Annotated in this window: 23 protein-coding genes and 1 pseudogene; 12 read left to right on the forward strand and 12 right to left on the reverse strand. The window is 72.3% G+C overall.

Translation table 11 applies throughout. The annotated features are described in order from the left end of the window. Positions 1 to 12: 12 nt before the first annotated feature. From OHB41_RS16215 to OHB41_RS16230, 4 genes and pseudogenes are all read right to left on the reverse strand, one after another. Entirely contained in the window at positions 13 to 657 is a 645-nt protein-coding gene (locus OHB41_RS16215) for a hypothetical protein (protein ID WP_266698903.1), read from the reverse strand. Positions 658 to 898: 241 nt separating this feature from the next. After that, positions 899 to 1,239: pseudogene (locus OHB41_RS16220) on the reverse strand (hypothetical protein); the annotation flags it as partial. 95 nt (positions 1,240 to 1,334) lie between these two features. Then, positions 1,335 to 3,344, reverse strand: a complete 2,010-nt coding sequence (locus OHB41_RS16225; RefSeq protein ID WP_266698904.1) for a SpoIIE family protein phosphatase — start codon at positions 3,342 to 3,344, stop codon at positions 1,335 to 1,337. Between the two features lie 22 nt (positions 3,345 to 3,366). Beyond that, on the reverse strand, positions 3,367 to 5,532 hold the full coding sequence (locus OHB41_RS16230) for an MDR family MFS transporter (RefSeq protein WP_266698905.1): 2,166 nt from the start codon (positions 5,530 to 5,532) through the stop codon (positions 3,367 to 3,369). Between the two features lie 174 nt (positions 5,533 to 5,706). Here OHB41_RS16230 and OHB41_RS16235 point away from each other — a divergent pair, with 174 nt between their 5' ends. After that, positions 5,707 to 6,741 carry a peptidoglycan-binding domain-containing protein gene (locus OHB41_RS16235; RefSeq protein ID WP_266698906.1) on the forward strand — a complete coding sequence of 345 codons (1,035 nt, stop codon included), beginning with the start codon at positions 5,707 to 5,709 and terminating at the stop codon, positions 6,739 to 6,741. A gap of 419 nt (positions 6,742 to 7,160) precedes the next feature. Continuing rightward, complete coding sequence (locus tag OHB41_RS16240) at positions 7,161 to 7,796, forward strand: maleylpyruvate isomerase N-terminal domain-containing protein (protein WP_266698908.1); 636 nt, start codon at positions 7,161 to 7,163, stop codon at positions 7,794 to 7,796. Between the two features lie 114 nt (positions 7,797 to 7,910). Here the strand turns inward: OHB41_RS16240 and OHB41_RS16245 are convergent, their stop codons facing one another. Continuing rightward, on the reverse strand, positions 7,911 to 8,570 hold the full coding sequence (locus tag OHB41_RS16245) for an HAD family hydrolase (RefSeq protein ID WP_393083739.1): 660 nt from the start codon (positions 8,568 to 8,570) through the stop codon (positions 7,911 to 7,913). 211 nt (positions 8,571 to 8,781) lie between these two features. Next, positions 8,782 to 9,363: a TMEM165/GDT1 family protein gene (locus tag OHB41_RS16250; protein WP_266705902.1), complete on the reverse strand. Its 582-nt coding sequence runs from the start codon at positions 9,361 to 9,363 to the stop codon at positions 8,782 to 8,784. Positions 9,364 to 9,812: 449 nt separating this feature from the next. Here OHB41_RS16250 and OHB41_RS16255 point away from each other — a divergent pair, with 449 nt between their 5' ends. The 4 genes from OHB41_RS16255 (at position 9,813) to OHB41_RS16270 (ending at position 15,350) form a co-directional block, all read left to right on the forward strand. Beyond that, on the forward strand, positions 9,813 to 10,457 hold the full coding sequence (locus OHB41_RS16255) for an HNH endonuclease family protein (RefSeq protein WP_266698909.1): 645 nt from the start codon (positions 9,813 to 9,815) through the stop codon (positions 10,455 to 10,457). A gap of 103 nt (positions 10,458 to 10,560) precedes the next feature. Further along, complete coding sequence (locus OHB41_RS16260; RefSeq protein ID WP_266698910.1) at positions 10,561 to 12,213, forward strand: alkaline phosphatase D family protein; 1,653 nt, start codon at positions 10,561 to 10,563, stop codon at positions 12,211 to 12,213. A 394-nt stretch (positions 12,214 to 12,607) separates the two neighbouring features. Then, entirely contained in the window at positions 12,608 to 14,539 is a 1,932-nt protein-coding gene (locus tag OHB41_RS16265; RefSeq protein ID WP_266698912.1) for an FAD/NAD(P)-binding protein, read from the forward strand. Between the two features lie 178 nt (positions 14,540 to 14,717). Beyond that, a complete protein-coding gene (locus OHB41_RS16270) occupies positions 14,718 to 15,350 on the forward strand; it encodes a DedA family protein (protein WP_266698913.1) in 633 nt (210 codons plus the stop codon). A gap of 54 nt (positions 15,351 to 15,404) precedes the next feature. Here OHB41_RS16270 and OHB41_RS16275 read toward each other — a convergent pair whose 3' ends face one another. Continuing rightward, positions 15,405 to 15,632 (reverse strand): DUF2277 domain-containing protein, encoded by a 228-nt coding sequence (locus OHB41_RS16275; protein ID WP_266698914.1) that lies wholly within the window; start codon positions 15,630 to 15,632, stop codon positions 15,405 to 15,407. 146 nt (positions 15,633 to 15,778) lie between these two features. On the opposite strand from OHB41_RS16275, the gene OHB41_RS16280 reads away from it, so the two are divergent. Together OHB41_RS16280 and OHB41_RS16285 are read left to right on the forward strand one after the other, a co-directional pair. Then, positions 15,779 to 16,552, forward strand: coding sequence for an MBL fold metallo-hydrolase (locus OHB41_RS16280; RefSeq protein WP_266698915.1), 774 nt, complete (start codon positions 15,779 to 15,781; stop codon positions 16,550 to 16,552). Between the two features lie 80 nt (positions 16,553 to 16,632). Then, positions 16,633 to 17,550: a ketopantoate reductase family protein gene (locus tag OHB41_RS16285; RefSeq protein ID WP_266698916.1), complete on the forward strand. Its 918-nt coding sequence runs from the start codon at positions 16,633 to 16,635 to the stop codon at positions 17,548 to 17,550. 13 nt (positions 17,551 to 17,563) lie between these two features. On the opposite strand, the gene OHB41_RS16290 is transcribed toward OHB41_RS16285, so the two are convergent. From OHB41_RS16290 to OHB41_RS16300, 3 genes are all read right to left on the reverse strand, one after another. Next, positions 17,564 to 18,151, reverse strand: coding sequence for a hydrolase (locus OHB41_RS16290; protein WP_266698918.1), 588 nt, complete (start codon positions 18,149 to 18,151; stop codon positions 17,564 to 17,566). A 2-nt stretch (positions 18,152 to 18,153) separates the two neighbouring features. Further along, positions 18,154 to 18,510, reverse strand: a complete 357-nt coding sequence (locus OHB41_RS16295; RefSeq protein WP_266698919.1) for a hypothetical protein — start codon at positions 18,508 to 18,510, stop codon at positions 18,154 to 18,156. A 61-nt stretch (positions 18,511 to 18,571) separates the two neighbouring features. Continuing rightward, entirely contained in the window at positions 18,572 to 19,021 is a 450-nt protein-coding gene (locus OHB41_RS16300) for a MarR family winged helix-turn-helix transcriptional regulator (protein ID WP_168527913.1), read from the reverse strand. 284 nt (positions 19,022 to 19,305) lie between these two features. Between OHB41_RS16300 and OHB41_RS16305 the strand changes: the two genes are divergently transcribed. After that, the gene (locus OHB41_RS16305) at positions 19,306 to 19,650 is read left to right on the forward strand and encodes a DUF8825 domain-containing protein (RefSeq protein WP_266698920.1); all 345 of its coding nucleotides are present in this window, start codon (positions 19,306 to 19,308) and stop codon (positions 19,648 to 19,650) included. A 334-nt stretch (positions 19,651 to 19,984) separates the two neighbouring features. Continuing rightward, a complete protein-coding gene (locus OHB41_RS16310; RefSeq protein ID WP_266698922.1) occupies positions 19,985 to 20,581 on the forward strand; it encodes a hypothetical protein in 597 nt (198 codons plus the stop codon). Between the two features lie 73 nt (positions 20,582 to 20,654). Here OHB41_RS16310 and OHB41_RS16315 read toward each other — a convergent pair whose 3' ends face one another. Together OHB41_RS16315 and OHB41_RS16320 are read right to left on the reverse strand one after the other, a co-directional pair. Then, entirely contained in the window at positions 20,655 to 21,098 is a 444-nt protein-coding gene (locus OHB41_RS16315; protein ID WP_266698923.1) for a hypothetical protein, read from the reverse strand. A 1,156-nt stretch (positions 21,099 to 22,254) separates the two neighbouring features. After that, a complete protein-coding gene (locus OHB41_RS16320; protein ID WP_266698924.1) occupies positions 22,255 to 22,599 on the reverse strand; it encodes a hypothetical protein in 345 nt (114 codons plus the stop codon). 412 nt (positions 22,600 to 23,011) lie between these two features. Here OHB41_RS16320 and OHB41_RS16325 point away from each other — a divergent pair, with 412 nt between their 5' ends. Together OHB41_RS16325 and OHB41_RS16330 are read left to right on the forward strand one after the other, a co-directional pair. After that, the gene (locus OHB41_RS16325) at positions 23,012 to 23,239 is read left to right on the forward strand and encodes a ferredoxin (RefSeq protein WP_266698926.1); all 228 of its coding nucleotides are present in this window, start codon (positions 23,012 to 23,014) and stop codon (positions 23,237 to 23,239) included. Beyond that, the gene (locus OHB41_RS16330) at positions 23,229 to 24,218 is read left to right on the forward strand and encodes an FAD-dependent oxidoreductase (RefSeq protein WP_266698927.1); all 990 of its coding nucleotides are present in this window, start codon (positions 23,229 to 23,231) and stop codon (positions 24,216 to 24,218) included. Before OHB41_RS16325 ends, OHB41_RS16330 begins: the two co-directional genes overlap by 11 nt. Positions 24,219 to 24,253 lie beyond the last annotated feature (35 nt).

The following is a 24,253-nucleotide window of genomic DNA, read 5'->3' on the forward strand; positions in this document are numbered from 1 at the left end:
CGTTCACCTTCCTCAACTCCCCTTCACCTGGCGCCTGGTGAGCGCCCACGGCGTGCGGGATCGGTTGTCGGGAGCCGGGTCCGGCCGGCCGGCGGCGGTGTCCTGGCGCTTCGTGGACACCAGTTCCTCGAAGAGTGCGCGGGCCTCGATCATGGCCTCGCGGAGTTCCTCCGTGCCGGCTCGGTCGTCCGGGGTGGGGTTGTGCGTGGCCTCGTGAACCCGCCGGTAGCCGTGGACACGGTGTCCGTGGTGGACCGAGAGGGCCTCCAGCCGCTCCTCGTAGCGCTCGCCGTCGGGGAAGCCGCGCTCACCGGCCACCTCGCCGAGCAGCCGGTCCGCCTCGGCCACCGCGTCCTGCGGCGAGTCGACGAAGCGTTCCTGGGCGGCCGTCCAGCGCGCCGTGTACTGCTCGCGGGCCGCCGCCTCCAACGGCCGCTGCCGCAGCGTGCCGTGGCGCTTGACGCGCTCGGCGAGGTCACGTTCGGCGGCCCTGGCGTCGCCGTCGTGCCGGGCGACGGCCCGGTCGTACTCGGGCCCGAAGCGCCGCCGCAACGTGCGTCCGCCCTGCGGCCTGCGGGCGAGGAGGATCAGGGCGGCTGCGACAACGGCAACGGCCGCCACGATCACGATCAGAGCGATGATGACGCCTGTGGACATGGATGCCTTCCAGGGTTTCTCGACCCAACGGGCCGGTTCGCGGATCGGGTTGCCCGGAAGTACGCCTTCAAACGGGGCAGGCCGCGCCCGGTCCCGCACGGCTGTCCCGCCGCAGGGGGCCAACTCCTCGCGTCCTCCCGCCTCCTCGTGTCCTCTCGACGTACGTCTGTCGGACGGTGACGCGTGTGGGCCGCGAGACGGCCCGGCCCGGCAGGAGGCCGTCTCGCGGCCGAACAGGCGCTTACCCGTGGGAACCGATCACACCGCCGGCGCTGAGCACGACGTACACGCCGTCGGCGTCCAGCCCGACGTCGTGCTGGTTCGCCTCCGGCGTGGCCACCGCGCCCTCGTTGCCGAGGATCTGCGCGCGGTACCGCAGCTCGCCGATCTTCCCGACCTTGGCCGTCCAGCCGCCCGCGAGCCTGAAGGTGCCCGGTCCGGTGTGTCCGCCGCCCATCCAGGAATGGACCTCGCCACCCAGTGCGAGTACGACGAACATGTCGTTGGCGTCGAGCCCGGCGTCGTACCCCTCGTCCCCAGCGTGGCCAGGACCAACCCGCGGCTGACGATCCTGACGCGGTAGTACTCGGCGCGCCGCCCGAGCCCTCAAGTCCCGGACGTACGGCCCCGCCTGACGTGGGATCAGCGTCGCGACCCGAGTGGGCGGCGGGCAGGTGTCATGCGCGTCGGACGACCAGCACGGCCACGTCGTCGATGTGGTCCACCGCGACCGCGGCGTCGAGGATGCGGTCGGCGGTCTCCTCGGCGTTCAGCCCGTCCCGGAGAGCTTGGGCGGCCAGTGTTCCGGCTCGTTCCAGGCCGGCTTCCAACGTGAGGCCCGGGCCCTCGACCAGGCCGTCGGTGACCATGACCAGCGCGCTGTCCTCGTCCAGGGCGAAAGTCCCCTCGCGGTACTCGATGTCGGGCAGGACTCCGAGGACCGGCCCCCCGGGCAACTCGCGGACGCTGTGGCTGCCGTCCCCGTGCACGCTGAGCACCGGCACGTGGCCGGCGCTGGCGCCGGTGACCCGTCCGTCGCTCGGGTCGATGTGCAACATGGTGCAGCTGGCGAAGCGTGCCGCGTCCATCGTGACGAGAAGTTCGTTGGTGCGCGTCAGCACGGCCGCCGGATCCGGTTCGCGGGCGGCGATCGCACGCATGGAGGCGCGCACCTGTCCCATGGCCGCGGCGGCGTCCACGTCGTGCCCCTGGGCGTCGCCGATCTCCAGGGCGACCGCGCCGTCGGGCAGGACGAAGGCGTCGTACCAGTCTCCGCCGATGTCCAGCCCGTGCCGGCTCGGCCGGTACCGGGCGGCGACCTCCAGGGCCGGGAGGTGCTCGGGCAGCGTGGGGAGCAAGGTCTTCTGCAACGCGGTGGCCAGCTCGACTCGTGCCTCCTGCGACCTGATGCGCCTCAGTGCCTGGCCCGCGAGGTCGGCCAGGGTACCCATGAGGGTTATTTCGTCCACGGACGGCCGGTATCCGCTGCCGTGGGTGACCAGCCACGCGCCGAGTGGCTGATCGCCCGTCTCGCTGAGGGGGGTGATGGAGACGGCGTAGTCGGAGCCCAGCCGGGCGAGCTGAGGAAACTCGGTCCCGTGCGGCCAGCGGTGGACGTAGTCCCGTCGGCTGGGGATGAACTGTGGGCTGCCGGTGCGGATCGCCTCCGGAACCGGGCTCGGATGGTCCAGCGGCAGGCCGTGCATCGCCTCGACCTCCCACATGGCTATCCCGCCGTCGGTGGAGACGCGCAGGCGGCCTTCGTCGACGAGTGCGAGCAGGGCGCCGGTGGCACCGAAGGTGGCGGCGAGCCGGGTCAGGGCGATCTGCTCCAGCTCCTGCTCGGTGGCCGCGGTGATCAGGGCCGAGGAGAAGTCGGCGACGTCCTTGGCACGCTGTCGCTCGGCGGTCAGTGCAGCCTGCACCTTTTTCCTGCGCTTCACCTGCTTGGTCTCGTCACGAACCACCCCGAAGATCCGTTCGGGGCCGCCGTACCCCAACTGGATCCGACGCGTCTGAGCTGCCAGCTGGTGCCAGCCGTCGTGCTGGGTGAGGTACCGCACCCCCACCCAGGGGGACTGGGCGGAGGTCGAGCGCAGGAGCTGCCGCAGTCCCTCCCTGTCGGCAGAGTGCACCGCCGAGATCACCGCGGAAAGGGACGCGGTGGGATCCGGGAAGAGCGCGGCCACGGCGGGTGCGCCACCGAGCCACTCCAGACAGCGGTCCCGGGACGAATACATCCACAGGCCCAGATCGGCGGCCTTGGTCGCCATCCGGAACGGGATCAGCAGGCTCGCAAGGTCGTTCCGCGCATCCAGTGCGTGCACCCAGACCAGCTGTTCGTCACCGGTGGGATCCTTCACCGGCCGCGCCTCGACCAGGCAGGCGACGGGTGCCGCTCCGCCCTGCGCGGGGAAGTCCAGCACCTGCATGGCGACCGTGTTCGTCCTGGCGGCGTGGAGCACGAGGCTCTCGGCCGACATCCGCTGGTTGGCGGGCCACAGATCACCGAAGTCACGTCCCCGGCACTGCTCCCCCCGCAGATCGGCGAAGTCACCTCCCCGGCACTGCTCGGCCGGCCTGCCCAACGCCGTGGCCATCGCGGCGTTGAGGCTGCGGACGGCACCGTCCATCGTCACCAGAGCCGCCGGGTCGGTGCTTCGAAGGAGTTCGTCCGAGGCGTTCATCTGTGACTCCCACAGGGACGGGTCAGGTCATCGGCCCCTGGGGTCGCGGCACCGAACCGTCGTGCGGGCGCTCCGCGTCGGAGCCCGACATCTCCGCGTTCAGCTCCTCGACCAGCCTGACCAGGTCCGTCGGCCGGTCCGGACCCCACCAGTCACCCAGCAGCTCGGCGAGGGACTCCTCACGGGCCTTCGCCAGGTTCCCGGCGGCCTCACGGCCCTCGTCGGTGAGCACGAGGTCGAGACCCTCGCGGTCGACGAGGCGGCGCACCTCCAGCTGACGGGCCGCGGCGAGCACCACGGGCAGCGGTACGGTGCTGCCCTCGGCCAGCTGCGCCGGCTCGGCCCAGCCGTACTTCTTGATCCGCAGCAGCAGCCAGCTCGCGGCGGGCAGCAGGTCGTATCCGGCCCGCGCGGTGATCTTCTCGTAGACCGCACGCCGCCCCTCCCGGGTGCCCAGCACCGACAGCGCGCGGCACACCTCGTCGTACGACGACCGCTCCACCGGATTGGTGGCGAGCGTCTCGGTGAGGTCCGGCGCCGTGACCGACCCCCGCAACGTGTCCTCGCGCAGGAACCAGGCCAGTACGAAGCCGAGCAGGGCGACCGGGGCCGCGTACAGGAAGACGTCGGTGATCGACGAGGCGAACGCGTGCAGGATGGGCTGGCGCAGCGTGGGCGGCAGGCCGGGGATGCCCTTCGGGTCGGCCTTGAGGCTGTCCGGAGAGATGCCGGGCGGCAGCTGCCGTCCGCTCAGCGCGGCCGTGAGTTTGTCGCCGAGGCGGCTCGCGAAGACCGTGCCGAAGATCGCCACGCCGAACGAGGCGCCGATGGAGCGGAAGAAGGTCGCGCCGGAGGTGGCGACGCCCAGATCCTCGTACGAGACCGCGTTCTGCACGATCAGGACCAGCACCTGCATCACCAGGCCGAGACCCAGGCCGAAGACGAAGAAGTACGCGCTCATGCGGCCGGCGCTGCTGTGCTCGTCGAGCTGGTGGAGCAGGAGCAGGCCGATGGTGGTGATGCCGGTGCCGGCGACGGGGAACACCTTCCAGCGGCCGGTGCGGCTGACGATCTGGCCGGAGACCGTGGACGAGATCAGCAGCCCGAACACCATGGGCAGCATGTGCACGCCCGACAGCGTGGGCGACACGCGCTGGACGACCTGCAGGAACGTCGGCAGATAGGTCATCGCCCCGAACATCGCGAAGCCGACGATGAAACTGATCACCGCGGAGAGGGTGAAGGTCCGGATGCGGAACAGTTTCAGCGGCAGGACGGGTTCGGCCGCGCGCCGCTCCACGGCCACGAAGGCCACGGCGAGGGCCACTCCGAGCGCGGCGAGGCCGATGACCTGCGGCGATCCCCAGCTCCAGGTGGTGCCGCCGAGCGAGGCGACCAGGACCAGGCAGGTGGCGACCGCGGCGATGAGAAAGGTGCCGAGGTAGTCGATGACGTGCTTGGCGGCCTTGCCGGGGACGTGCAGGACGGCCGCGATCACGACGAGCGCGACGGCGCCGACGGGGAGGTTGATGTAGAAGACCCAGCGCCAGCTGAGCTGCTCGGTGAAGAGTCCGCCGAGCAGCGGGCCGAGCACGCTCGTCGCGCCGAACACGGCGCCGAACAGGCCCTGGTACTTGCCCCGATCCCGGGGCGAGACGATGTCGCCGACGATCGCCATGGACAGCACCATCAGGCCGCCGCCGCCCAGGCCCTGCAGGGCCCGGAAGCCGATCAGCTCGCCCATGTTCTGTGCCATGCCGCACAGTGCGGAGCCGATCAGGAAGATCACGATCGCGGTCTGGAAGAGTTTCTTGCGGCCGTACTGGTCGCCGAGCTTGCCCCACAGCGGGGTCGCCGCGGTCGAGGCCAGCAGATAGGCGGTGACCACCCAGGACAGGTGCTCCAGACCGCCCAGGTCGCTGACGATGGTGGGCAGCGCGGTCGACACGATCGTCTGGTCCAGGGCAGCCAGCAACATGCCGAGCAGCAGTGCGCCGATCGAGACGACCACGCCGGCGTGGACCGTCTCCTGGGCGTCGGCGGCGGCCGCGGAGCGCCTTCGTTCGGCGGACTCGTTCACGGCGTACGGGGGTGTGTCGGCGTTCGCGCCGCGCGGGTCGCCGTACGGGTCTCGCTGCGCGTCTCCCTGCTTGTCGCCCTGTACGTCGCCGGGTATCTCGCCCGTCATTCGCACCTCCCATGGCCCCCGAGGATCTCGGTCACCCTCCATCGTGGTCGTTATGTCCGTTTGCGGCCTGTCGAGCCGGAGGGAGATGTTCCGGGGGCTCCCGGAAGAGGGCGGGGGGCGTCTGGATAGCCTCGGGAACTCAGCGGGGGATCTTCAGGGGAGGGAACCCAAGGCGTGACTGATCCGAACGGGCATGTCTGCCCGGAGTGTGCCGTGCCCCGGGCGGGGGACGGGACGCCGTCCTGCGCCTGCACGCTACGCGCGTCCGACGCCCTGCGGGACGCCCGTACGGCGGAGGCGGCCGCGGCGGAGGACTTCGATCCGCTGCGGATACGTCCGTACGTGGAACTGGGCGTGAGCGGTGGGGGCGGTGAGCCCTCCGACGCCGGGGGCGAGGGCGGAGGCGGAGGCCGGGGCGGCGACGAGGACGCTTCGGCTCGGACGATGCGGTTGGGGCGGGTGCCGGCCGAGGACACGGTGGCGCTCTTCCGGGTCGGGCACGGGATGCCGGGTGGGGGTGCCGGTACGAGTACCGGTGCGGGTGCCGGTGGCGGGGGCGAGATGGACGCGGATCGTGTCGCCGCGTCGGACAAGTCGGGGCGGCGTCGGCGGGCCGCGCTGCTGGCCGCTGCCGGTGTGGTCGTGGCTGTCACGGCGGCGGGGTTGGTGAGTGGGCTCTTCTCGTACGACGCTCCGGCGCGGGACGGGGCGCTGCCGGACGAGGTGAGGGCGAGCGTGCCCGATCCGTCGCCGACGTCCGCCTCGGCTTCGGCGTCCGCGCCGCGATCGTCACGATCGGCGGTGGCGGTGGCGCCGTCCAGCACCAGCCCGTCGCCCTCCGCGTCGGCCTCGACCGCGTCGGCCTCGCCGTCCTCATCGGCTTCGCCGTCCCGGTCGCCCGGGCCGTCGCAGTCCGCCGAGAGCCCCGCGGCGACCGGCTCGGCGGCGCCCGGACAGGGGACCTCGCCCTCGAACGGGCAGTTGTCTGCGACCCTGCGGCGCGGCGACAGGGGTCCGGAGGTCACAGAACTCCAGCTGCGTCTGCGCCAGCTCTACCTCTTCAACGGCAAGGCCGACGGCAACTACTCCCGTCAGGTGGAGGACGCCGTACGCCGTTACCAGTGGGCCCGCGGCATCAGGAGCGACGAACAGGGCGTGTACGGCAGGGCTACCCGGGCGAGCCTCGAAGCGGAGACGCGGGAGCCGTAGCAGGTGGGTGGTGGGTCGGGGCCGGGGCGGTACGTCGAGGGTGTCGCCGCCGGATCAGACGTGGGCCGGGCAAGCGACCCGCGGCTCGATCCGAACGTAAGCGACACCCTTGCGACGCACCGCCCCGGCCCCTCCCGCAGGCCGAACGACTGCGGGAGCGGACCTGCGAATGACCCGACCCGGTAGCCGTAGCGGTAGCGGTAGCGGGGGGCTGGTTCCTCCGGGGGCGGCAGGGGCAGGGGTACGAGGTAAGCGGCAGGTTGCAGGGTTCTGAGGGGCGTTCTGGGGAGAATCTGTCGGGGCGGTGGAGTTCTTGGCGAACCGGGATGCGGGTTTCGGGCGGGGTGACTTCCCATGGGCTGTATCGCTCAGTTGCCCGGCCGCCCGCGTGCCGGGGTCGGTCGATCATGGGGGGTCTGATGAGTCTCACGGGCGCGTACCTGGATACGGCTGCTCAGGCGGTGACGTTGCTGGGTGCGCCGGAAGTCGCAGCTTCCTGGGCGAAGCCCAGCGCGTTGACGGACATGACGGTCGGCGGCCTGGCCGGTCACCTCGCGTACCAGGTCTTCAGCGTTGCTCCAGCCGTGCGGGAACCCGCGTCGCAGGAGGTGCCGATCCCGCTTCTCGAGCACTACGCCCGCGCGGCGTGGATCGATGCCCCACTCGACGGTGAGGCGAACGCCGGCATTCGGGCGAAGGGTGAGGACATCGCGTCCGAGGGCGCCCGGGTGCTGCTGGAGCGCGCCCACGCGGCACTTGCCGAACAGCGGGCTGCCCTTCCGGTGGTCCGGGGTGGCCTGGTCGTGTTCATGCCCCAGACCGGGTGGGCTCTGAGCCTGGACGACTTCCTCGTGACGCGCATGATGGAGCTCGCCGTTCACATGGACGACCTGGCCGTGAGCGTGGGAATCGCCGCCCCGGAACTCTCGGCCGCGGCATTCGATCCCGTGCTGACGTTGCTGGCCAGACTCGCGGCCCGTCGGCACGGCCAGGCAGCGTTGCTGCGCGCTCTGGCTCGGGCGGAGCGCGCGCCATCGGCGATCAACGCGGTCTGAGCCGAGCCGCTCAGGCCTCGGCCCCGCCAGGGTGCGGGGCGCAGCCCCGTCGGGGAGTCGGGGGCGGAGCCCCCTGGGACGGGAAGGGTAGGGCGGCGGGAAAAAGGGCCCGGGTCAGCTGATGTGCAGGCGCAGGGAACCGTCGCTCACACGTTCCACGCGTATCTGCGTCAGGTCGCGGACGAGGACGTCGGGGCGGTGGAAGCCGGCCCGCGGCCCGACCCCGACCACCCGCATTCCGGCCGCCCGCCCGGCCGATATCCCCGCACCGGAGTCCTCGAAGACGACACAGTCCTCGGGCGCGACGCCCAGCTCGGCGGCGCCCTTCAGGAAGCCCTCGGGGTCCGGCTTACTCGCCCCGACGGACTCGGCGGTCACCCGCACGTCGGGCAGCCCGAGCCCGGCGGCGGCCATCCGCGCGCTGGACAGCCCCACGTCCGCCGAGGTGACGAGCGCGTGCGGCAGCCCGGCGAGGGAGGCCAGGAACTCCTCGGCACCGGGGACGGCGACCACGCCGTCCATGTCGGCGGTCTCCTCGGCGAGCATCCGCGCGTTGTCGGCGTGGTTCTGCTCCATGGGCCGGTTCGGCAGCAGTACCGCCATCGAGGCGTACCCCTGCCGCCCGTGGACGACCTTCATGACCTCGTCCCCGTCCAGCCCGTGCCGGTCGGCCCAGCGGCGCCAGCAGCGCTCGACGACGACGTCCGAGTTGACGAGGGTGCCGTCCATGTCGAGCAGGAGGGCGCGGGCGGTCAGAACGGTGGTGGCCGTCATCGGCAGGCTCCAGAACGCGGGGGAGAACGCGAGGGAAGGGAAGGGAACGGGGACGGCCGGTCCGAGGCTCGGCGCGGGTCCCCCCGGGGGGACAAGGCGGCCCCGCCCGCCGGTCAGGGAGTGCGGGCGGGAGCCACTTTGTTTCCCTACGATACAAAATGGACGGCTCCGGCGCCACCGCTTCCGCCGGGACCCTGCCGCTCCGGTCGGCTCAGCCCGCGACCGCCTCGTACAGGCTCCACGCCCCGAGCCCCAGCATCAGCACCGCGGCGACCTTGGTGACCAGTTCCAGCGGCACCCGCTTCATCAGCGCCTTTCCGCCGACGATGCCGAGCGCGCCCACCGCCCACAGCGCGAGCACCGCGCCGAGACCGACGGAGAGCGGGGCGTCGTAGCGGGCCGCGAGGTTCGCCGTCATGATCTGCGTGAGGTCACCGAACTCGGCGACCAGGATGAGCATGAAACCCGCCCCCGAGACCTTCCAGAAGGTCTGGTTCTCCGGCTTGCGGATCTCCTCGTCGTCCTCGCCCTTCTTCAGGAGCAGCACGGCCGCGCCGGCGAGGAAGAGCACGCCCGTGAGCGCGTGCACGATCTGCTGCGGCAGCAGGGTCAGCACGCTGCCCGCCGCGACGGCGAGCGCGACATGCACGGCGAAGGCGGCGGCGACGCCCGCGAAGACGTACGAGGCGCGGTAGCGGGTGCCCAGGACGAGCCCGGCGAGCGCGGTCTTGTCCGGCAGTTCGGCAAGGAAGACGACACCGAAGACGAGCGCCATCACGGTGATGCTGATCAACATTCCTCAATCGGTCGGGGCCGCCCCACCGAGAGTGCTGTGACTGCTGCGCGACACCTCGGCACGGCAGCACACATCGGTGCCCCCGCGTACGAGGACGCGCGGGCGGTGCACTGCATGGCCGAAGGTCTCGCCGGCCGGCCTCCGCGGACCCGGTGGGTCGCGGTCGGGGCCTGCCTCCGGGCGCCGGCTCAGACGAGCTGAGCAGTATGTCGACGGTCCGGCGAAGAGCTACTCCCCTTCTGCGCCGACCACTGTACGGGACGCCGGAAAGGGCGGGTAAGGGCCGAAGGTCCCATGGCCGGGAAGGACGCGATCCGTGATGTCACAGGTCTTGGCATGTCATGAGCACGTCACTAGCTTCTAACCTGATGCACCCCTCCCGGAAACGAGCCGGCGCAAGCATGAGCCCGCTCGCTCCAACGTCCCCCCACCCCAAGGGAGTTCGCATGCCGAAGGTCTACGCGCGTCGACGGCTGAGCATACTCGCAGCCTTCACCGGTCTGATAGCCATGGCCGGGATATTCACCGGCCCCAACGCCTCCGCCGCCCTGCCCACCCCGGTCAGCGCCGCCACCGCCCGCACCTACCTCGCCTCCCTCTCGGTGAAGACCGAGAACCGGACCGGCTACAACCGCGACCTGTTCCCCACCTGGATCACCATCAGCGGCGCCTGCAACACCCGTGAGTACGTCATCAAGCGCGACGGCTCGAACGTCGTCACCAACTCCGCCTGCACGGCCACCAGCGGCAGTTGGTACTCCGTCTACGACGGCGCCACCTGGACCGCCGCCTCCGACCTGGACATCGACCACCTCGTGCCGCTGGCCGAGGCCTGGGACTCCGGCGCCAGCGCCTGGACCACCGCGCAGCGTCAGGCCTTCGCCAACGACGTGACCCGCCCGCAGCTCATCGCCGTCACGGACAACGTCAACCAGCAGAAGAGCGACCAGGACCCGGCCGAGTGGATGCCCCCGCTCAGCTCGTACGCCTGCACCTACGTCCGCGCCTGGGTCCAGGTGAAGTACTACTACAACCTCGCCGTCGACTCCGCCGAGAAGGCCAAGCTGAGCTCCGTCCTCAGCGGCTGCTGAACCAGCGCCGTCCCCCACCACCGAAACCGGCGCGCTTCCCGGAACCTCCCCGCTCCCCTCCGTCGTTCCGTACCGTACGGGGCGACGGAGGAGGGTGATCACCATGGCGGAGCTGCTCCTGGGGCCGCTGTTGAGGTACGTCGACGGGTCGTCCGCGACCTTCTGGGTCGAGGCGAGCCGTCCGTGCACCGCCGAGGTGCGCTGCGCGGGCGGCGCCCGCGGCGAGGCGCGCACGTTCCAGGTCGCCGGGCACCACTACGCGTTGGTGCCGGTGGACGGACTGACACCGGGCACGGTGTCCGCGTACGAGGTACTGCTGGACGACGTCTGCGTCTGGCCGCTGCCCGACTCGGCCTTGCCGCCCTCGGTCGTCCGCACCCCGGACGGACAGGACGCGGTCCGGGTCACCTTCGGTTCCTGCCGCTGGGCGGCTCCCCCCGCCGACGAGAAGGACCCGGTGGGTCCCGACGCCCTGGACACCCTCGCGCGACGTATCGCCGCCGCACCGGACGGCGAACGCCCCGACGTCCTGCTGCTGTTGGGCGACCAGGTGTACGCGGACGAGGTCTCCGACGCGACCCGCGCGTGGCTCGCCGCCCGCCGCAGCCTCGCGGACCCCCCGGGCAGCCAGGTCGCGGACTACGAGGAGTACACCCGCCTCTACTACGAATCCTGGCTCGACCCCGAGGTCCGCTGGCTGCTGTCGACCGTGCCCAGCTGCATGATCTTCGACGACCACGACGTCATCGACGACTGGAACACCAGCGCCGCGTGGGTCGCCGACATCCGGGCCACGGGGTGGTGGCGCGAGCGGCTGCTGAGCGGACTGATGTCGTACTGGGTCCACCAGCACCTCGGCAACCTCTCGCCGCGCGAACTGGCCGAGGACCCCCTCTACGCCGCCGTCCGCGAGACCCCCGACGGCACGGACGTGCTCCGCGGCTTCGCCGCCCAGTCCGACGCCGACCCCGCCTCCGTGCGCTGGAGCTACCGCCGCGACTTCGGCCGCGTCCGGGTGCTGATGGTGGACACCCGGGCGGCCCGGGTGCTGGCCGAGCACGAGCGGGCGATGCTGGATCCGGGCGAGGCCCGGTGGCTGCGCGAGCAGGCACTGGACGCCCCGGGCTCGTACGACCACCTCCTGATCGGGACCTCGCTGCCCTGGCTCCTCCCCCACCTGGTGCACGAGGCCGAGGCGTGGGACGCCGCGCTGTGCCGGGGCGAGCGGGGCACGCGCTGGGCCAGGTTCGGGGAGAAGCTGCGCCGCGGGGCCGACCTGGAGCACTGGGCGGCCTTCCCGGCCTCCTTCGACGCGCTGGCCGGGCTGGTCGCCGAGGCCGGTTCGGGTCCGGACGCGCCGGCCACCGTGTGCGTGCTGTCGGGAGACGTCCACCACGCCTACGTCGCCGAACCCTCGTGGCCCGAGGGCACCTCCGGTCCCGACGCCCGCGTGCTGCAACTGACCTGCTCCCCCGTCCACAACTCCATACCGCCGTACATGCGGCTCGGATTCCGCTTCGGGTGGAGCGCGCTGGGCCGGGCGATAGGCCGCCGTCTGGCTCGGCACGGCAACTGCGCGCGCCCCGCCGTCAGCTGGCGCAGGACGGGCGGGCCCTGGTTCGGCAACCAGCTCATGACCCTGACCCTGCACGGCCGTTCCTCCCGGCTGCGGCTGGAGCACGCGCGGGCCGGGCGGAGGGGCGGGCGCGAGGGCGCCCGGCTGCGGACGGTCGTGGAGTCCGAGCTGAGTCCGTGAGGTCGGGGGCCCGCGGGTTCGGGAGACCGGGGGTTCGGGAGACCGCGGGTTCGGGAGACCGCGGGTTCGGGAGCGCGGGTTCGGGAAGCCGCGGGCCCGGGGGACACCGAGTCCCGGGGGCCGCGGGTTCGGGAGGCCGTGAGTTCGCGGCTTACGGAGGAATTCACCTCGTCCGTCCTGGACGTCCGCAGTCATCCGCAACCGCCCTTTGCAGGCGGTGTATACGGTTGTCGCGCGCGTCGCCCGTGATGCTCGTGACGCATCACACAGCCGGCGGCCTTCCAGCCGCCCGGGGCTCGGCTCCCGTGCCCCACGACGGCATGATGAGGCGGACCGTCCGCTTCCAGCGGGCAGTTCGCCGCCATGCGCCCCACCATGTCCGGGAGTCACACTCTTGTCTGCACCGACCGCGGAATCCGCAGGGCCCGCCGAGCCGACCGAGGTCGCCGTCGCCGTGGTGGGCGCCGGACCGCGGGGTACGAGCGTCCTCGAACGCCTCTGCGCCTCCGCGCCGGAACTCCTGCCGCCGGACACCAGACTGACCGTCCACGTCGTCGACCCGGCGCCGCCCGGGCCCGGCCGCGTCTGGCGCACCACGCAGTCCCCGCACCTGCTGATGAACACCGTGGCCTCACAGGTGACCCTCTTCACCGACGACAGCGTGGCCTGCTCGGGCCCGATCCGCACCGGGCCGAGCCTGCACACCTGGGCCGGCGGCGACCTCGGCCCGGACGAATACCCGACCCGTGCCCACTACGGCCGCTATCTGGAGTGGGTGTTCGCCGAGGTGGTACGGGAGGCGCCGGACACCGTCCGCGTCCGGACGCACCGGGCGCGTGCGGTACGGCTCGACGACGGCCCCGGCGGCCTCCAGACCCTCACCCTCGACGACGGGCGCGCCCTGCCCGAGCTGTCCGCGGTCGTGCTCGCCCAGGGCCATCTGCCGGTGTCCGCGGACCGCGGCCTGCGCGACCTCGCCTCGTACGCACAACGGCACGGTCTGCGGCACGTCCCGCCCGCCAATCCGGCCGACGTCGATCTCTCCGCCCTCGCCCCCGGCGAGCCCGTCCTGCTGCGTGGGCTCGGCCTCAACTTCTTCGACCACATGGCACTGCTGACGGCGGGCCGCGGCGGCCGCTTCACCCGGTCCCGCCGGGGCCTGCGGTACCACCCCTCGGGCCGGGAGCCCCGTCTGTACGCGGGCTCCCGCCGCGGTGTCCCCTACCAGGCCCGCGGCGACAACGCGAAGGGGCCGTACGGCCGTCACACCCCGCTCGTCCTCACCCCCGAGACCGTGGGCCGCTTCCGCGGACGCGCCGACTCGGGCGAGGCACCGGACTTCCTGGGCGAGATATGGCCGCTGGTGGCGAAGGAGGTCGAAACCGTCTACTACGAGGGGCTGTTGAGAGGGCGCGGGAGGCTTCGCGGCGGGCCGCGGGAGTTCCGGGAACGCTTCCTCGCCGTACCCCACGGCGATCCTCAAGAGGCCGCGCTGCTCGACGAGTTCGGTGTGCCGGAGGCCGACCGCTGGTCCTGGGACCGCATGTCGCGTCCGTACAACGGGCATACGTTCGCCGACGCCGGCGAGTGGCGCGGCTGGCTGCTCGCCCATCTGCGCAGGGATGCCGCGCAGGCCGCGCTCGGGAATGTCGAGGGCCCCCTGAAGGCCGCCCTGGACGTGCTGCGGGACCTGCGCAACGAGGTGCGGCTGATCGTCGACCACGGCGGTCTGCGGGGCGGGTCGCGCCGGGAACACCTGGACCGCTGGTACACACCGCTGAACGCCTTCCTGTCCATCGGGCCGCCCCGCAGACGCGTCGAGGAGATGACCGCGCTGATCGAGGCGGGCGTCCTGGACGTCCTCGGCCCACGGTTCGACGTGCGGGCCGAGGACGGGGCCTGGATCGCGCACTCCCCGGACGTACCGGGCTCGGCCGTACGCGCGACCACGCTCATAGAGGCACGGCTTCCGGAACCGGACCTAAGGCGGACGGCCGACGAACTGCTCGCCCGGCTGCTGAAGACGGGTCAGTGCCGCCCGCACACGAGTGACGGTTACGAGACCGGGGGGCTGGACGTGACACGGCGCCCGTACCGCCTGATGGATCGTCAAGGCCACGCGCACACACGGCGGTTCGCCTTCGGGGTGCCCACGGAGGGCGTGCACTGGGTGACCGCGGCCGGCGCCAGACCAGGGGTGGACTCGGTCACGCTGTCGGACGCCGACGCGGTGGCGCGGGCGGCGCTGCGTGCCGCGACGGCCGAGAAGGAGGCGGGCACCGCCCCTGTGGCCCCCCGGATGCTCGTCCCGGCGCCACCCGGGTAGTCCCCCCGCGCTCCCTCATTCCCCTCGGCGTCAACGCACCGTGAACAACACATGAGCCCCCCGTGACCCCGCCGTCACACCCGCCGCGTACGCTGTATGGCTGTCACAGGCCGCCCTGCCGCTCCCCCGCGACGTAGCGGCGAGGTCGTGCCCTCGGGGGAGTACAGGGGAGTTTTCGGTGCTGGAGAGTATGGGGTCGCTTACGGGCAGCCCATGGATCTACGCGGCGGTGGCCGTCTCGGTCCTGCTGGACGTCTTCCTGCCGGTGCTGCCCAGCGGCGTCCTGGTCATCACGGCGGCCACCGCCGCGGCGGCGGGCTCCACCGGAGCCGTTCCGCACGCGGTGCCCGACATCCTGGCGCTCACCCTCTCCGCGGCCACCGCCTCGGTCCTCGGCGACCTGGTGGCGTACCGGCTGGCCTGGCGCGGCGGCGAACGCCTGGCCCGTGCCATCGCCCGCTCCCGCCGCCTCTCCAGCGCGCAGGAACGTCTCGGCGCGGTGCTCGCGCGCGGCGGAGGCGCGGGCGGCGCGCTGGTCGTCCTCGCCCGCTTCGCGCCCGCCGGCCGCTCGGTCGTCTCGCTCGGCGCCGGCGCCGCCCACCGCCGCGTCCGCGAGTTCCTGCCCTGGTCCATACTCGCCGGCCTGGCCTGGGCCGCGTACAGCGTGGCCCTCGGCTACTTCGGCGGGCAGTGGCTGGGCGCGACCTGGCTGGCCACGGGGGTCTCGTTCGCGGCGCTGTTCGGCGCCGGCGCGGGCGCGGCCTACCTGATGCGCCGGCCCATACCCCAGGAGTCGGGCACCGGCGCCTGACGCACGCCGTGCCTCACGGAGCGCCTTGCGGGACCGTTCCGCCGCCGGGTCGGATCATCCGGCGCGCTGGGTGACCCCGCGCACCTCCAGGCCGCCCAGCAGCTCGGCCGTGGCGGCCGCGACCGCCTCGACCGCCCGCTCGAAGACCTCGCGGTTGTGGGCGGCCGGAGCCCGGAACCCGGAGACCTTGCGAACGTACTGGAGGGCGGCGGCGCGGATGTCCTCCTCGGTGGCCTCTTCGGGGAGTACGGGCGGGCGGAGAGTCTTGATGCTGCGGCACATACGTCCATTCTCGCGCGGACGACGCCGCCACGGGCTCCGGTCGTCGCACGCGGTACGGGTACGAGTACACGTGCGGGTGCGGGTACAGGTGCGGGTACGGGTACGGGTACGGGAATACGATCTCGTTCCGGCCCCTTGTGCAGAACATGACCCCTGTGCAGATCACCTACGTCGGCGGGCCCACGGCCGTGGTCGAGCTCGGTGGTGTCCGGCTGCTCACCGACCCGACCTTCGACGCCCCCGGCGAATACGCCATCGGCGCGCGCAAGCTGGTGAAGACCGCGGGACCGGCGGTGGCGGCCGCGGAGATCGGCGCCGTCGACGCCGTACTGCTCTCGCACGACCAGCACCCGGACAACCTCGACTCCGCCGGACGGACGTACGTCTCCGGCGCGCCCCTCACCCTGTCCACGGCATCGGCGTACGACCGCATCGGCGCTCCCGTACGGGCCCTGCCCGCCTGGGAGAACGTCGAGCTGCCGCGCCCCGACGGCGGCGGCGCGCTCCGGGTGACCGCCGTACCCGCGCTGCACGGCCCCGAGGGCTCCGAGCCGGTCGTGGGCGAGGTGACCGGGTTCGTGCTGTCCGGCGAGGGACTGCCCAAGGTGTACGTCAGCGGTGACAACGCGTCGCTGGACGTGGTCCGCGAGATCGCCCGGCGGGAGGGCCCGTTCGACGTGGCCGTCCTCTTCGCGGGTGCGGCGCGCACCCCGCTCGTACCGGACGCCCCGCTGACCCTGACCAGCGAGGAGGCCGCGCGGGCCGCCGTGATCCTGGGCGCCCGGCACGTCGTCCCCCTGCACTTCGAGCACTGGGGCCACTTCACGGAGGACGGCGCCACGCTGACGAAGGCCTTCGCGGAGGCCGGACTCGGCGACCGGCTGCACCTGTTGGAGCCGGGGGCGTCGGTGCGGCTGTAGCACCGGACGGCGCGGCTGGCATGATCCACGTCCAGGCGGCCACCGTTTCCGGGGCCGACCGACGAGAGGATCGAACGGACATGACGAGGAACGTACGCGACGAGCGGTTCACGGTGGCGGTACTGGGCCCCGGCGGCGTCGGCGGGCTGCTCGCCGCGCTGGTGGCGCGGGCCGGGCACCGGGTGATCTGCCTGGCCGGGGACGCCACGGCGCGGGTGCTGCGCGCGGACGGCATCCGGGTCCACAGCGGACGGTTCGGGGAGTTCACGGCGCGTGTCGAGGCGGACACCGAGCTGCGCGAACCGGTCGACGCCTGTCTGATCGCGGTCAAGCACACGGCGCTCGACGCGGCACTCGACCGGGTACCTGCGGGGGCGCTCGGCGACGGTCTGCTCGTGCCCTTCCTGAACGGCGTCGAACACCCCGCGGCCCTGCGCGCCCGCTACGGACCGGACCGGGTGGCCCCCGCCGTCATCCGTGTCGAGTCGACCCGGACCGCCCCCGGGGTGATCGAGCACGGCAGCCCCTTCGCGGAGATCGACCTGACCGGTGACACCGTGGCGCGCGAGCGGCTCGACGCCCTCGCCGGGGTCCTCACGGCGGCCGGACCGGCCGTCCGCGTCCAGGCCGACGAGGCGGCGGTGCTGTGGGCGAAGATGTCGTTCCTCGCCCCGTTCGCGCTGCTGACGACGCGTTACGGAGTGCCGCTGGGCGACGTCCGTACGCTGCACCGAACGGAGTTGACGGCTCTGGTGGCCGAGACGGCCGCCGTCAGCCGGGCGAGCGGGGCCCCCGCCGACCCGGCCGCGGCCCTCGCTCGCTACGACGCCTTCCCGCCGGGTACGAAGTCCTCCATGCAGCGTGACGCCGAGGCGGGCCGTCCGCTCGAACTGGACGCGATCGGCGGCGCGTTGCTTCGGGCCGCGGCCCGGCACGGGGTGCCCGTGCCGGTCGCGGAGCGGCTCGTGCGGGAGCTGGAGGACGTGCGTCCCCGCTGACGCGGGGCGCGGGTCACGCGCGGGTCTTGGCCAACAGCTCCACGATCTCGGCGGTCGTGCCGGTCTCGCCGAGGCGGGGGAAGATCCGCTCGACGCTGTTGCGGTGGGTCTCGCCGTCCAGGTCGGTCATGGCGTCGGTGGCCAGGGTCACGTGGTAGCCGTGCTCGTGGGCGGCGCGGGCGCTGGACTCGACGCCGATGCTGGTGGCGATGCCGGTCAGCACGATCTGGGTGATCCCGCGGCGGCGCAGCTGCAGGTCGAGGTCGGTGCCGTAGAAGGCGCCCCAGTTCCGCTTGGTGACGGTGATGTCCTCGGGGTGTCCGGCCAGTTCGTCGACGATGACGTCCCAGCCCTCCGGGAAGCTGCGGGCGCGGTTCGGCCCTTCGTTGCGGCCGGGTACGGCGTCCGCTCCGTCGGCGGCGGCGGTGACCCGTACGAGGACGACCGGGAGGCCCTGCTCGCGGAAGGCGTCGGCGAGCAGCACCGACCGCTCCACGACCTCGGCGGCGGTGTGAGGGGCGAGGCCCGGGTTCCCGACGATGCCGTGCTGCAGGTCGATGACGACGAGGGCGGTGTGCGGGTCGAGCGTGGTGACTGCCATGGTCAGGCCTTTCGGAGGGGTGTGCCGGTGCGTGTACGGAGGGATCGGTCCGGGAGGGGCGCCGCCGGGAGCGGTACGGCTCCGTCGGGCAGGAAGGAGGGGAACCGGCCGGCACGGACCGCCGGTGTCGGCGCGGACCGCCGGTGTCGGCGCGGACCGCCGGTGTCGGCGCGGACCGCCGGTGTCGGCGCGGACCGCCGGTGTCGGCGCGGACCGCCGGTGTCGGCGCGGACCGCCGGTGTCGGCGCGGACCGCCGGTGTCGGCGCGGACCGCCGGTGTCGGCGCGGTCCGCGAAGAAGGCGGCGTCGGTGAAGGAGGCGGCGCCGTCCGCGTAGGCGGCGTCGGCGGGGGCGACCATGACGCCGGGCGGCGGCACTGGGGGCCGGGAATCCGCCGGGACCGTGTGCGGGGGGCGGGTATCACGGGCGGGTGAGCCGGTCCAGTACGGCCATCGCCTCGATGACGCTCTGCCGTTCGGCCTCCGTGCAGCGGTCCTGGAGGGCCTTGGCCAGCCATTCCCCGCGGGCCTGCCGGGTGCCCTCGACGCGTTCGCGGCCCGCGTCGGTCAGCGTGACGAGCTGTCGGCGGCCGTCCCCCGGGTCCGGGTTGCGGGCGATCAGCCCCTGCTGGTCGAGCACGGCGAGGGTGGCGGCCATGGACTGCGGCCGGACGCCCTCGGTGGCGGCCAGCGCGCTCGCCGTGGCGGCACCGCTCTTGCTCACCAGAGTGAGTGCGGAGACCTGTGAGGGGGTGAGGTCCTGCCGCTCGGAGACCTCCCGGATCCGCCGCCGCAGCCGGTTGAACGCCACCCGCAGATCCTGCGCCGCGCGAGCGGCGGACTCGGAGATGCCCTCGGCGCTGTCGTCCATGCCGCCACACTAAATCCATCAGTCAAGACTGTCCAGTTTGAACTGGCCAGTTCAAACTGGACAGTCTTGACTGGTCAACTGCGCTGTGCGCTTCCGTCGGCCGGAGAGGGCGCGAGGGCGCATCGAGCGTCGGCCCGCCTTGGGTGACGCCAGCACTCCGCGCCGCTCGGCCAGCAGCCGAGCACGGGCCGGGCCGGGCCTGCTGAAGCGCCCGGTCACAACCGTTCGTGTGAACTCCCGGAAGGAACTCGCACCCCAAAATCGAACAGGCGTACCATTGCCGCGTGGCTGCGACCTATGACTTCCCGAGTGACCTCCTGGCAGGCCAGGAGGAGTTGCACCAGGTCCGGGCGGAGCTCCTGGCCCTGCTCAAGCGGCTCCCCTGGTCGGTGGAACCCCTGGACGGCTTCAGCGACGACAGGGGCTGGCGCCAGGTGGAACGCCCCGCGTCCCCCGGCTGGACCGAGGACGAACAGGCCGAGGTGGAGAAGCTCAGGCAGCGTGAGCGCGAGCTCGCCGTGTTCGTGACCTGCCACCGCTTCTGGTCGGAGGTCGCGCCCCCGGAGACGGTCGACGCCCGCGCGAGGCTGAAGCACGCCCACGGGGCGCCGGCGGCGAACCCGTCTTAGCCACCGTGGCCGTCGTAGCCACCTCGGCTGTCGCGGCTGCCGTGACCGTCGTAGCCGCCGTAGCCGCCGTAGCCGCCGTGACCGCCGTGACCGCCGTGACCGGCATACGATGCGGCATTCGTCGTACGGCGCGCCGGCCGTCAGGTCCGCCGCAACTCTCCCCGTGAGCCAACACGTGACCGCCCGTCCGAGGACGAAGCGGCGCGCCCCCCGAGCCCGGGGCGGCACAGGACGGCTCTCCCCCCATCGGGTGAAACCCTGCGGACAGGGACAACCTCACCCCTCCCCCTCCCCGTCGTAGACCAAAACGGTACAAACCACTCAAGGGGAGTTCATGAGCGACCACCAGTACCCGTGGCAGCAACAGCAGCCCGGACGGGGCGGACCGCCACAGGTCCCGGACTACGGCACGCCCGCGCCGGAGCCGCCCGCGAAGCGCGGCGTGGGCCGGGCCATGGCGTTCGGCGGCCTCGGCGTCCTCGGCCTCGCCGTCATCGTCGGGATCGCCGGGGCGACCGGAGGCGGCGGCCCGGACGGGGGCGGCGACGGGGACATCGGCGCCTCGAACTCCTCCTCCGTCCACAGCGGGGTGAAGGACGAGGCGCACAACGACTCACGCGACGGCTCCGGGGCCGGGGACACCGGACCCGGCTCGCAGGCGGCCGATTTCAAGTCCTGTGCGGACAAGAACGGCACCGCCGCCGAGAAGGCGGCCGTCCGGCACATCACAAGGGTGACCGGGGCCGACAAGCGGAGCAACATCCTGGACACCCCTGAGGTGTTCACCGACTTCGGCGGCGGCCTCACCGGCCCGCACCAGGGCGAGGGCAAGCTCATCGCCTCCGCGTTCAGCTCCTGCTACGAGTCGGACAACGGCCTCGTCACCGTCTACGACAAGGCGGGCGAGATCCTCGCCAACGGCACCTTCTAGCGGCCCTCGCACGGGCGGCCCCAGGACGCCGCTATGGATGTCGGCCGAGCCGACCGTTCGCCGGGGCGGTGATTCAATCGCCTGAGTGGCCCCAGAAATGGATCTCCTGGGGGTTGCCCTCGGCGTCGTGCAGCACCGCGCATCGTCCGATCCATCGGGACCGGGGGAACACGTCGAAGTCCTCGACGTGCGCCCGGGTCAGCCTGTCCGTCCCCAGCAGCTCGCGCGCTTCCTCGGCCGTCACGGGTTCCACGGTGTTGTAGTCCGGGGTGTCGTCAGGCCCCACGACGCGGAAGATGTCCAGGATCGAGTGCGTGCCGGCCTCCTGCACCAACTCGTCATCCCACAGCTCCTCGAGCGATCGCGGGCGAGGCTCTCGCTCCTCCTCCGGCCGCCAGTCGCCCCCGTTGACCCAGTAGTAGTCCCCTGCCTCGAACACCTCACGCCGCAGCTGCTGCAGCGCAGCGTTCAGGTCTTCCTGGTACGGCACGTAGTAGTCCCACCCCGAAGCCCCCACCAGCCCCCGTCCCCTTCCGGATTCCCTTGGGGGGCGGAAGCTAAGGGCTGTCCCGTGATCCCCGGCGGGCGCACGACGACAGCCACGGCACCTCGCCGCCTTGGCGGATCGCCCGAACACACCCAGTATGAGGACGACCCTCCGCCTTGCGATGCACCGCATCCGACGCCGCGCGCTGATCCACCGGGGATTGCGGGACAGCCCTTAGCACCGGCGCTGACATTCGAACTCGCAGCTCGGGAAGCTGCGGTCGCCCGCGGTCTCCTCGGCGGTGTCAGGGGTCACCGGAAGGCGTCACCGGGCGAGTTCGGTCGCTGCACCGTCCCGGAAGCGCACATGACGATCGCCCTCAGCGACTTGTTCCCGGTACGGAGCACCCGACGGGTCACCGGTCCGGTGAGCACGCGCGTCGGCGCTGGGTTCGTCGGCTCTCGGATCTCGCCGTCCGCGACCGCGGGGTCCCCGGCAGGTCGGGCAAGGACTGAATATTCACTGGTCGGTCTCATCCCGCCACGACCCCCCGATGACTTGCCCTCTCTTGCCGTCCTCGCCTCTCCTTCCGTTATGGCCCCACCTGCCGCGATGACCGTCCTCCCCGTCCCGCCCCGGTCTGCCCGTCGGGCCGGTGGGGCCGGCCGGCCCCGAGGGACCCGAGGGGCCGGGCGACCCCGAGGGGCCGCGCATGATGCCGTTCCCCTGGAGGTCGATGCGTCGCCCTCGGAGTTCGTCGATCTGCTGTTGGTGGGCGACGAGCACAGCCGTCTGCGCGACGACCGCGACGGTCAGCACCGCGCTGAGCACAAGGCGGCGCCGGGGGCCGCGCCACTCCTCGTTTACGCTTCTCACGTTATCCCTCACGCTGTGTGACGACGAAAGTGTAAAGAACGAGGCCTCGGGGAGACCGCGTCGAGTGTCCGACCCCGGGCGGCCTCGAACACGCCGAGTCCGCCGGTCACTTGCACCGAGGCACTGACGCTTGGCACCGGCGAGACCCGGCGAGCACGTGGAACCACATTCACCTGCTCAGGGCGCGACCACGACGCGCCGGAGCTCAGGCCGGCCGACCCCTCCGGCCGACAGCTCGCACCGGTGCAGTTCGTCGGAGGGGCTGTCCACACTGCGATCGAGCCCGTCCCGCCCGAAGAGGCGGGCAACTTCAAGGGCTTGGCGATGAATCGCTCGGCTCCGGCGGGACGACAGCATCCTTGCCGTCCGTCCCGTCCTTCCCGTCATGCCCGTCCCGCCCGTCCTGCCCGTCCTGGCCGTCCGTCCCGTCCTTGCCCGGCGGGCCGACGGCGCCGTCCGCACCGGGAGGGCCGGACGGGCCGGACGGCCCCGGGGGGCCGGGCTCGAGGTGCTCCTGGAGGTCGATGGGCTGTGTCTGCAGACTGTCGAGTTGCATCTGCTGGGCGACGAGTGCAGCCGACTGCGCCACCAGCGCGACCGTCAGCACCGCGCCGAGCACAAAAGGGCGCCGCGGGGTACGCAGCGCTTCGATCACGCTTCTCACATCGTTCCTCACGTTGTGTGACGGCGAAAGTGTAAGGGACGAGGCCTCGGGGGAAGGCGGAGCGCGTCGAGTGTCTTCCCCAAGGGTGTCGGTTTGGCGCTGATCGACGGGGTCGCTCCACATCGCTGCTGCGCTGCGACGTCCACGGCCGCCGGCCGGCAGTTCCTGGACGGGCCTCCGACGGCCCAGCTCGGTCGGTAGCCGAGACCTGGTTTCACATCGGAGTGCCCCGAGGAGCTTCCCTCCGCCTCGCACGAAGCCTGGTCTCCCAGCACCACCTCGCCTTGCGAGACCTGGACGGAGGACTGAAGCTGAACGTGAGGCATGCCTACCGATCACATGGACCGAACGCAGACGGCCGCGGGGCTCGGCCACCCCGGCCCCTGCAGGGAGCCGGGTTCCCATGAGGCTTGTCGTCGATCTCAACCGGTGCCAGGGGTTCGCGCAGTGCGTCTTCCTCGCTCCGGACGTCCTCGCCCTGCACGGCGAAGAGGCGCTGCTGTTCTCCCCTCGCTTCGACGAGGTCCAACGTGACCGGGTGGAGAAGGCCGCTGCCGCCTGCCCGGTCCAGGCCATCCTCGTCGACTACTCCGATGAGCCGACGAAGCGGGTGGAGCCCCATGTCGGCTGACACGGACGTCGAGGTCCTGCGGCGTCAGGGCCGCATCGTCGTCGGTGCCTCGCCGGCCGGTCTGCGCGCGGCGGAGACCTTGCGCGAGCAGGGCTTCACCGGATCACTGACCATGATCGGCGACGAACCGTACGAGCCCTACGACCGGCCGCCGCTGTCCAAGCAGGTGCTGCTCGGACGGGCACGCCCCGAGGACACCGCGCTTCCGCGGCGGCGGGACATCCACGCCGAGTGGCGTCTGGGCGTCGCCGCCGAGAGCCTGGACCCGGATGCCAAGCAAGTGCGCCTGACGAACGGCGACACCGTCCCCTACGACCGCCTGCTGATCACCACCGGGACCAGAGCGCGGCCTTGGATCCACCCGGAAGAGGCCACCCCGGACGGGGTGTTCGTGCTGCGCACGCGCGACGACTCCGCCCGCCTCTACCGGAAGCTGACCGGGGGCGCGCCCCGGGTGTTGGTGATCGGCGCCGGTTTCACGGGCTCCGAGGTCGCCTCCGCCTGCCGGGAGCAGGGCCTTGAGGTCACGGTCGCCGAACGCGGCCCCGCACCGCTGATGGGTGCGCTCGGCGGAGTGATCGGCGCGGTCGCGGACCGGCTGCAGCGCAAGCACGGGGTCGACCTGCGGTGCGGCGTCAGCGTCAAGTCGGTGGGCGTTCCCTCGCTGGGCGACCAGTTGGTCGTCGCCCAGGGGACACTCGCCGAGGAGCGGTTCGTCGCGGTGTACGGCTACCGCGGCCGCGTCATCGCCGCGGCGTCCTTCGACGGAGCCAAGTGGCTGGGGTTCTACGAGCAACAGATCGCGTCGGGCGTCCCCTTCCCGCCGGAGTACGGCTCGGTCGACCGCCGGGGCGAGATGTTGCAGCCGATCGACTCGGCCTTCCCCGACCCCCATCTGCTCACCCACGGGCCCACCATCACACTGACGGGCCACTCGCCGAACGGGCGGCGTGTCACGTTCGTTCCGTCGCATGCCTGATCACCGGCCCTGCACCGCCCGGAGCCCTTAGGAGT

Origin of the sequence: Streptomyces sp. NBC_01571 (genome assembly GCF_026339875.1) — a bacterium.
Taxonomy (GTDB): domain Bacteria; phylum Actinomycetota; class Actinomycetes; order Streptomycetales; family Streptomycetaceae; genus Streptomyces.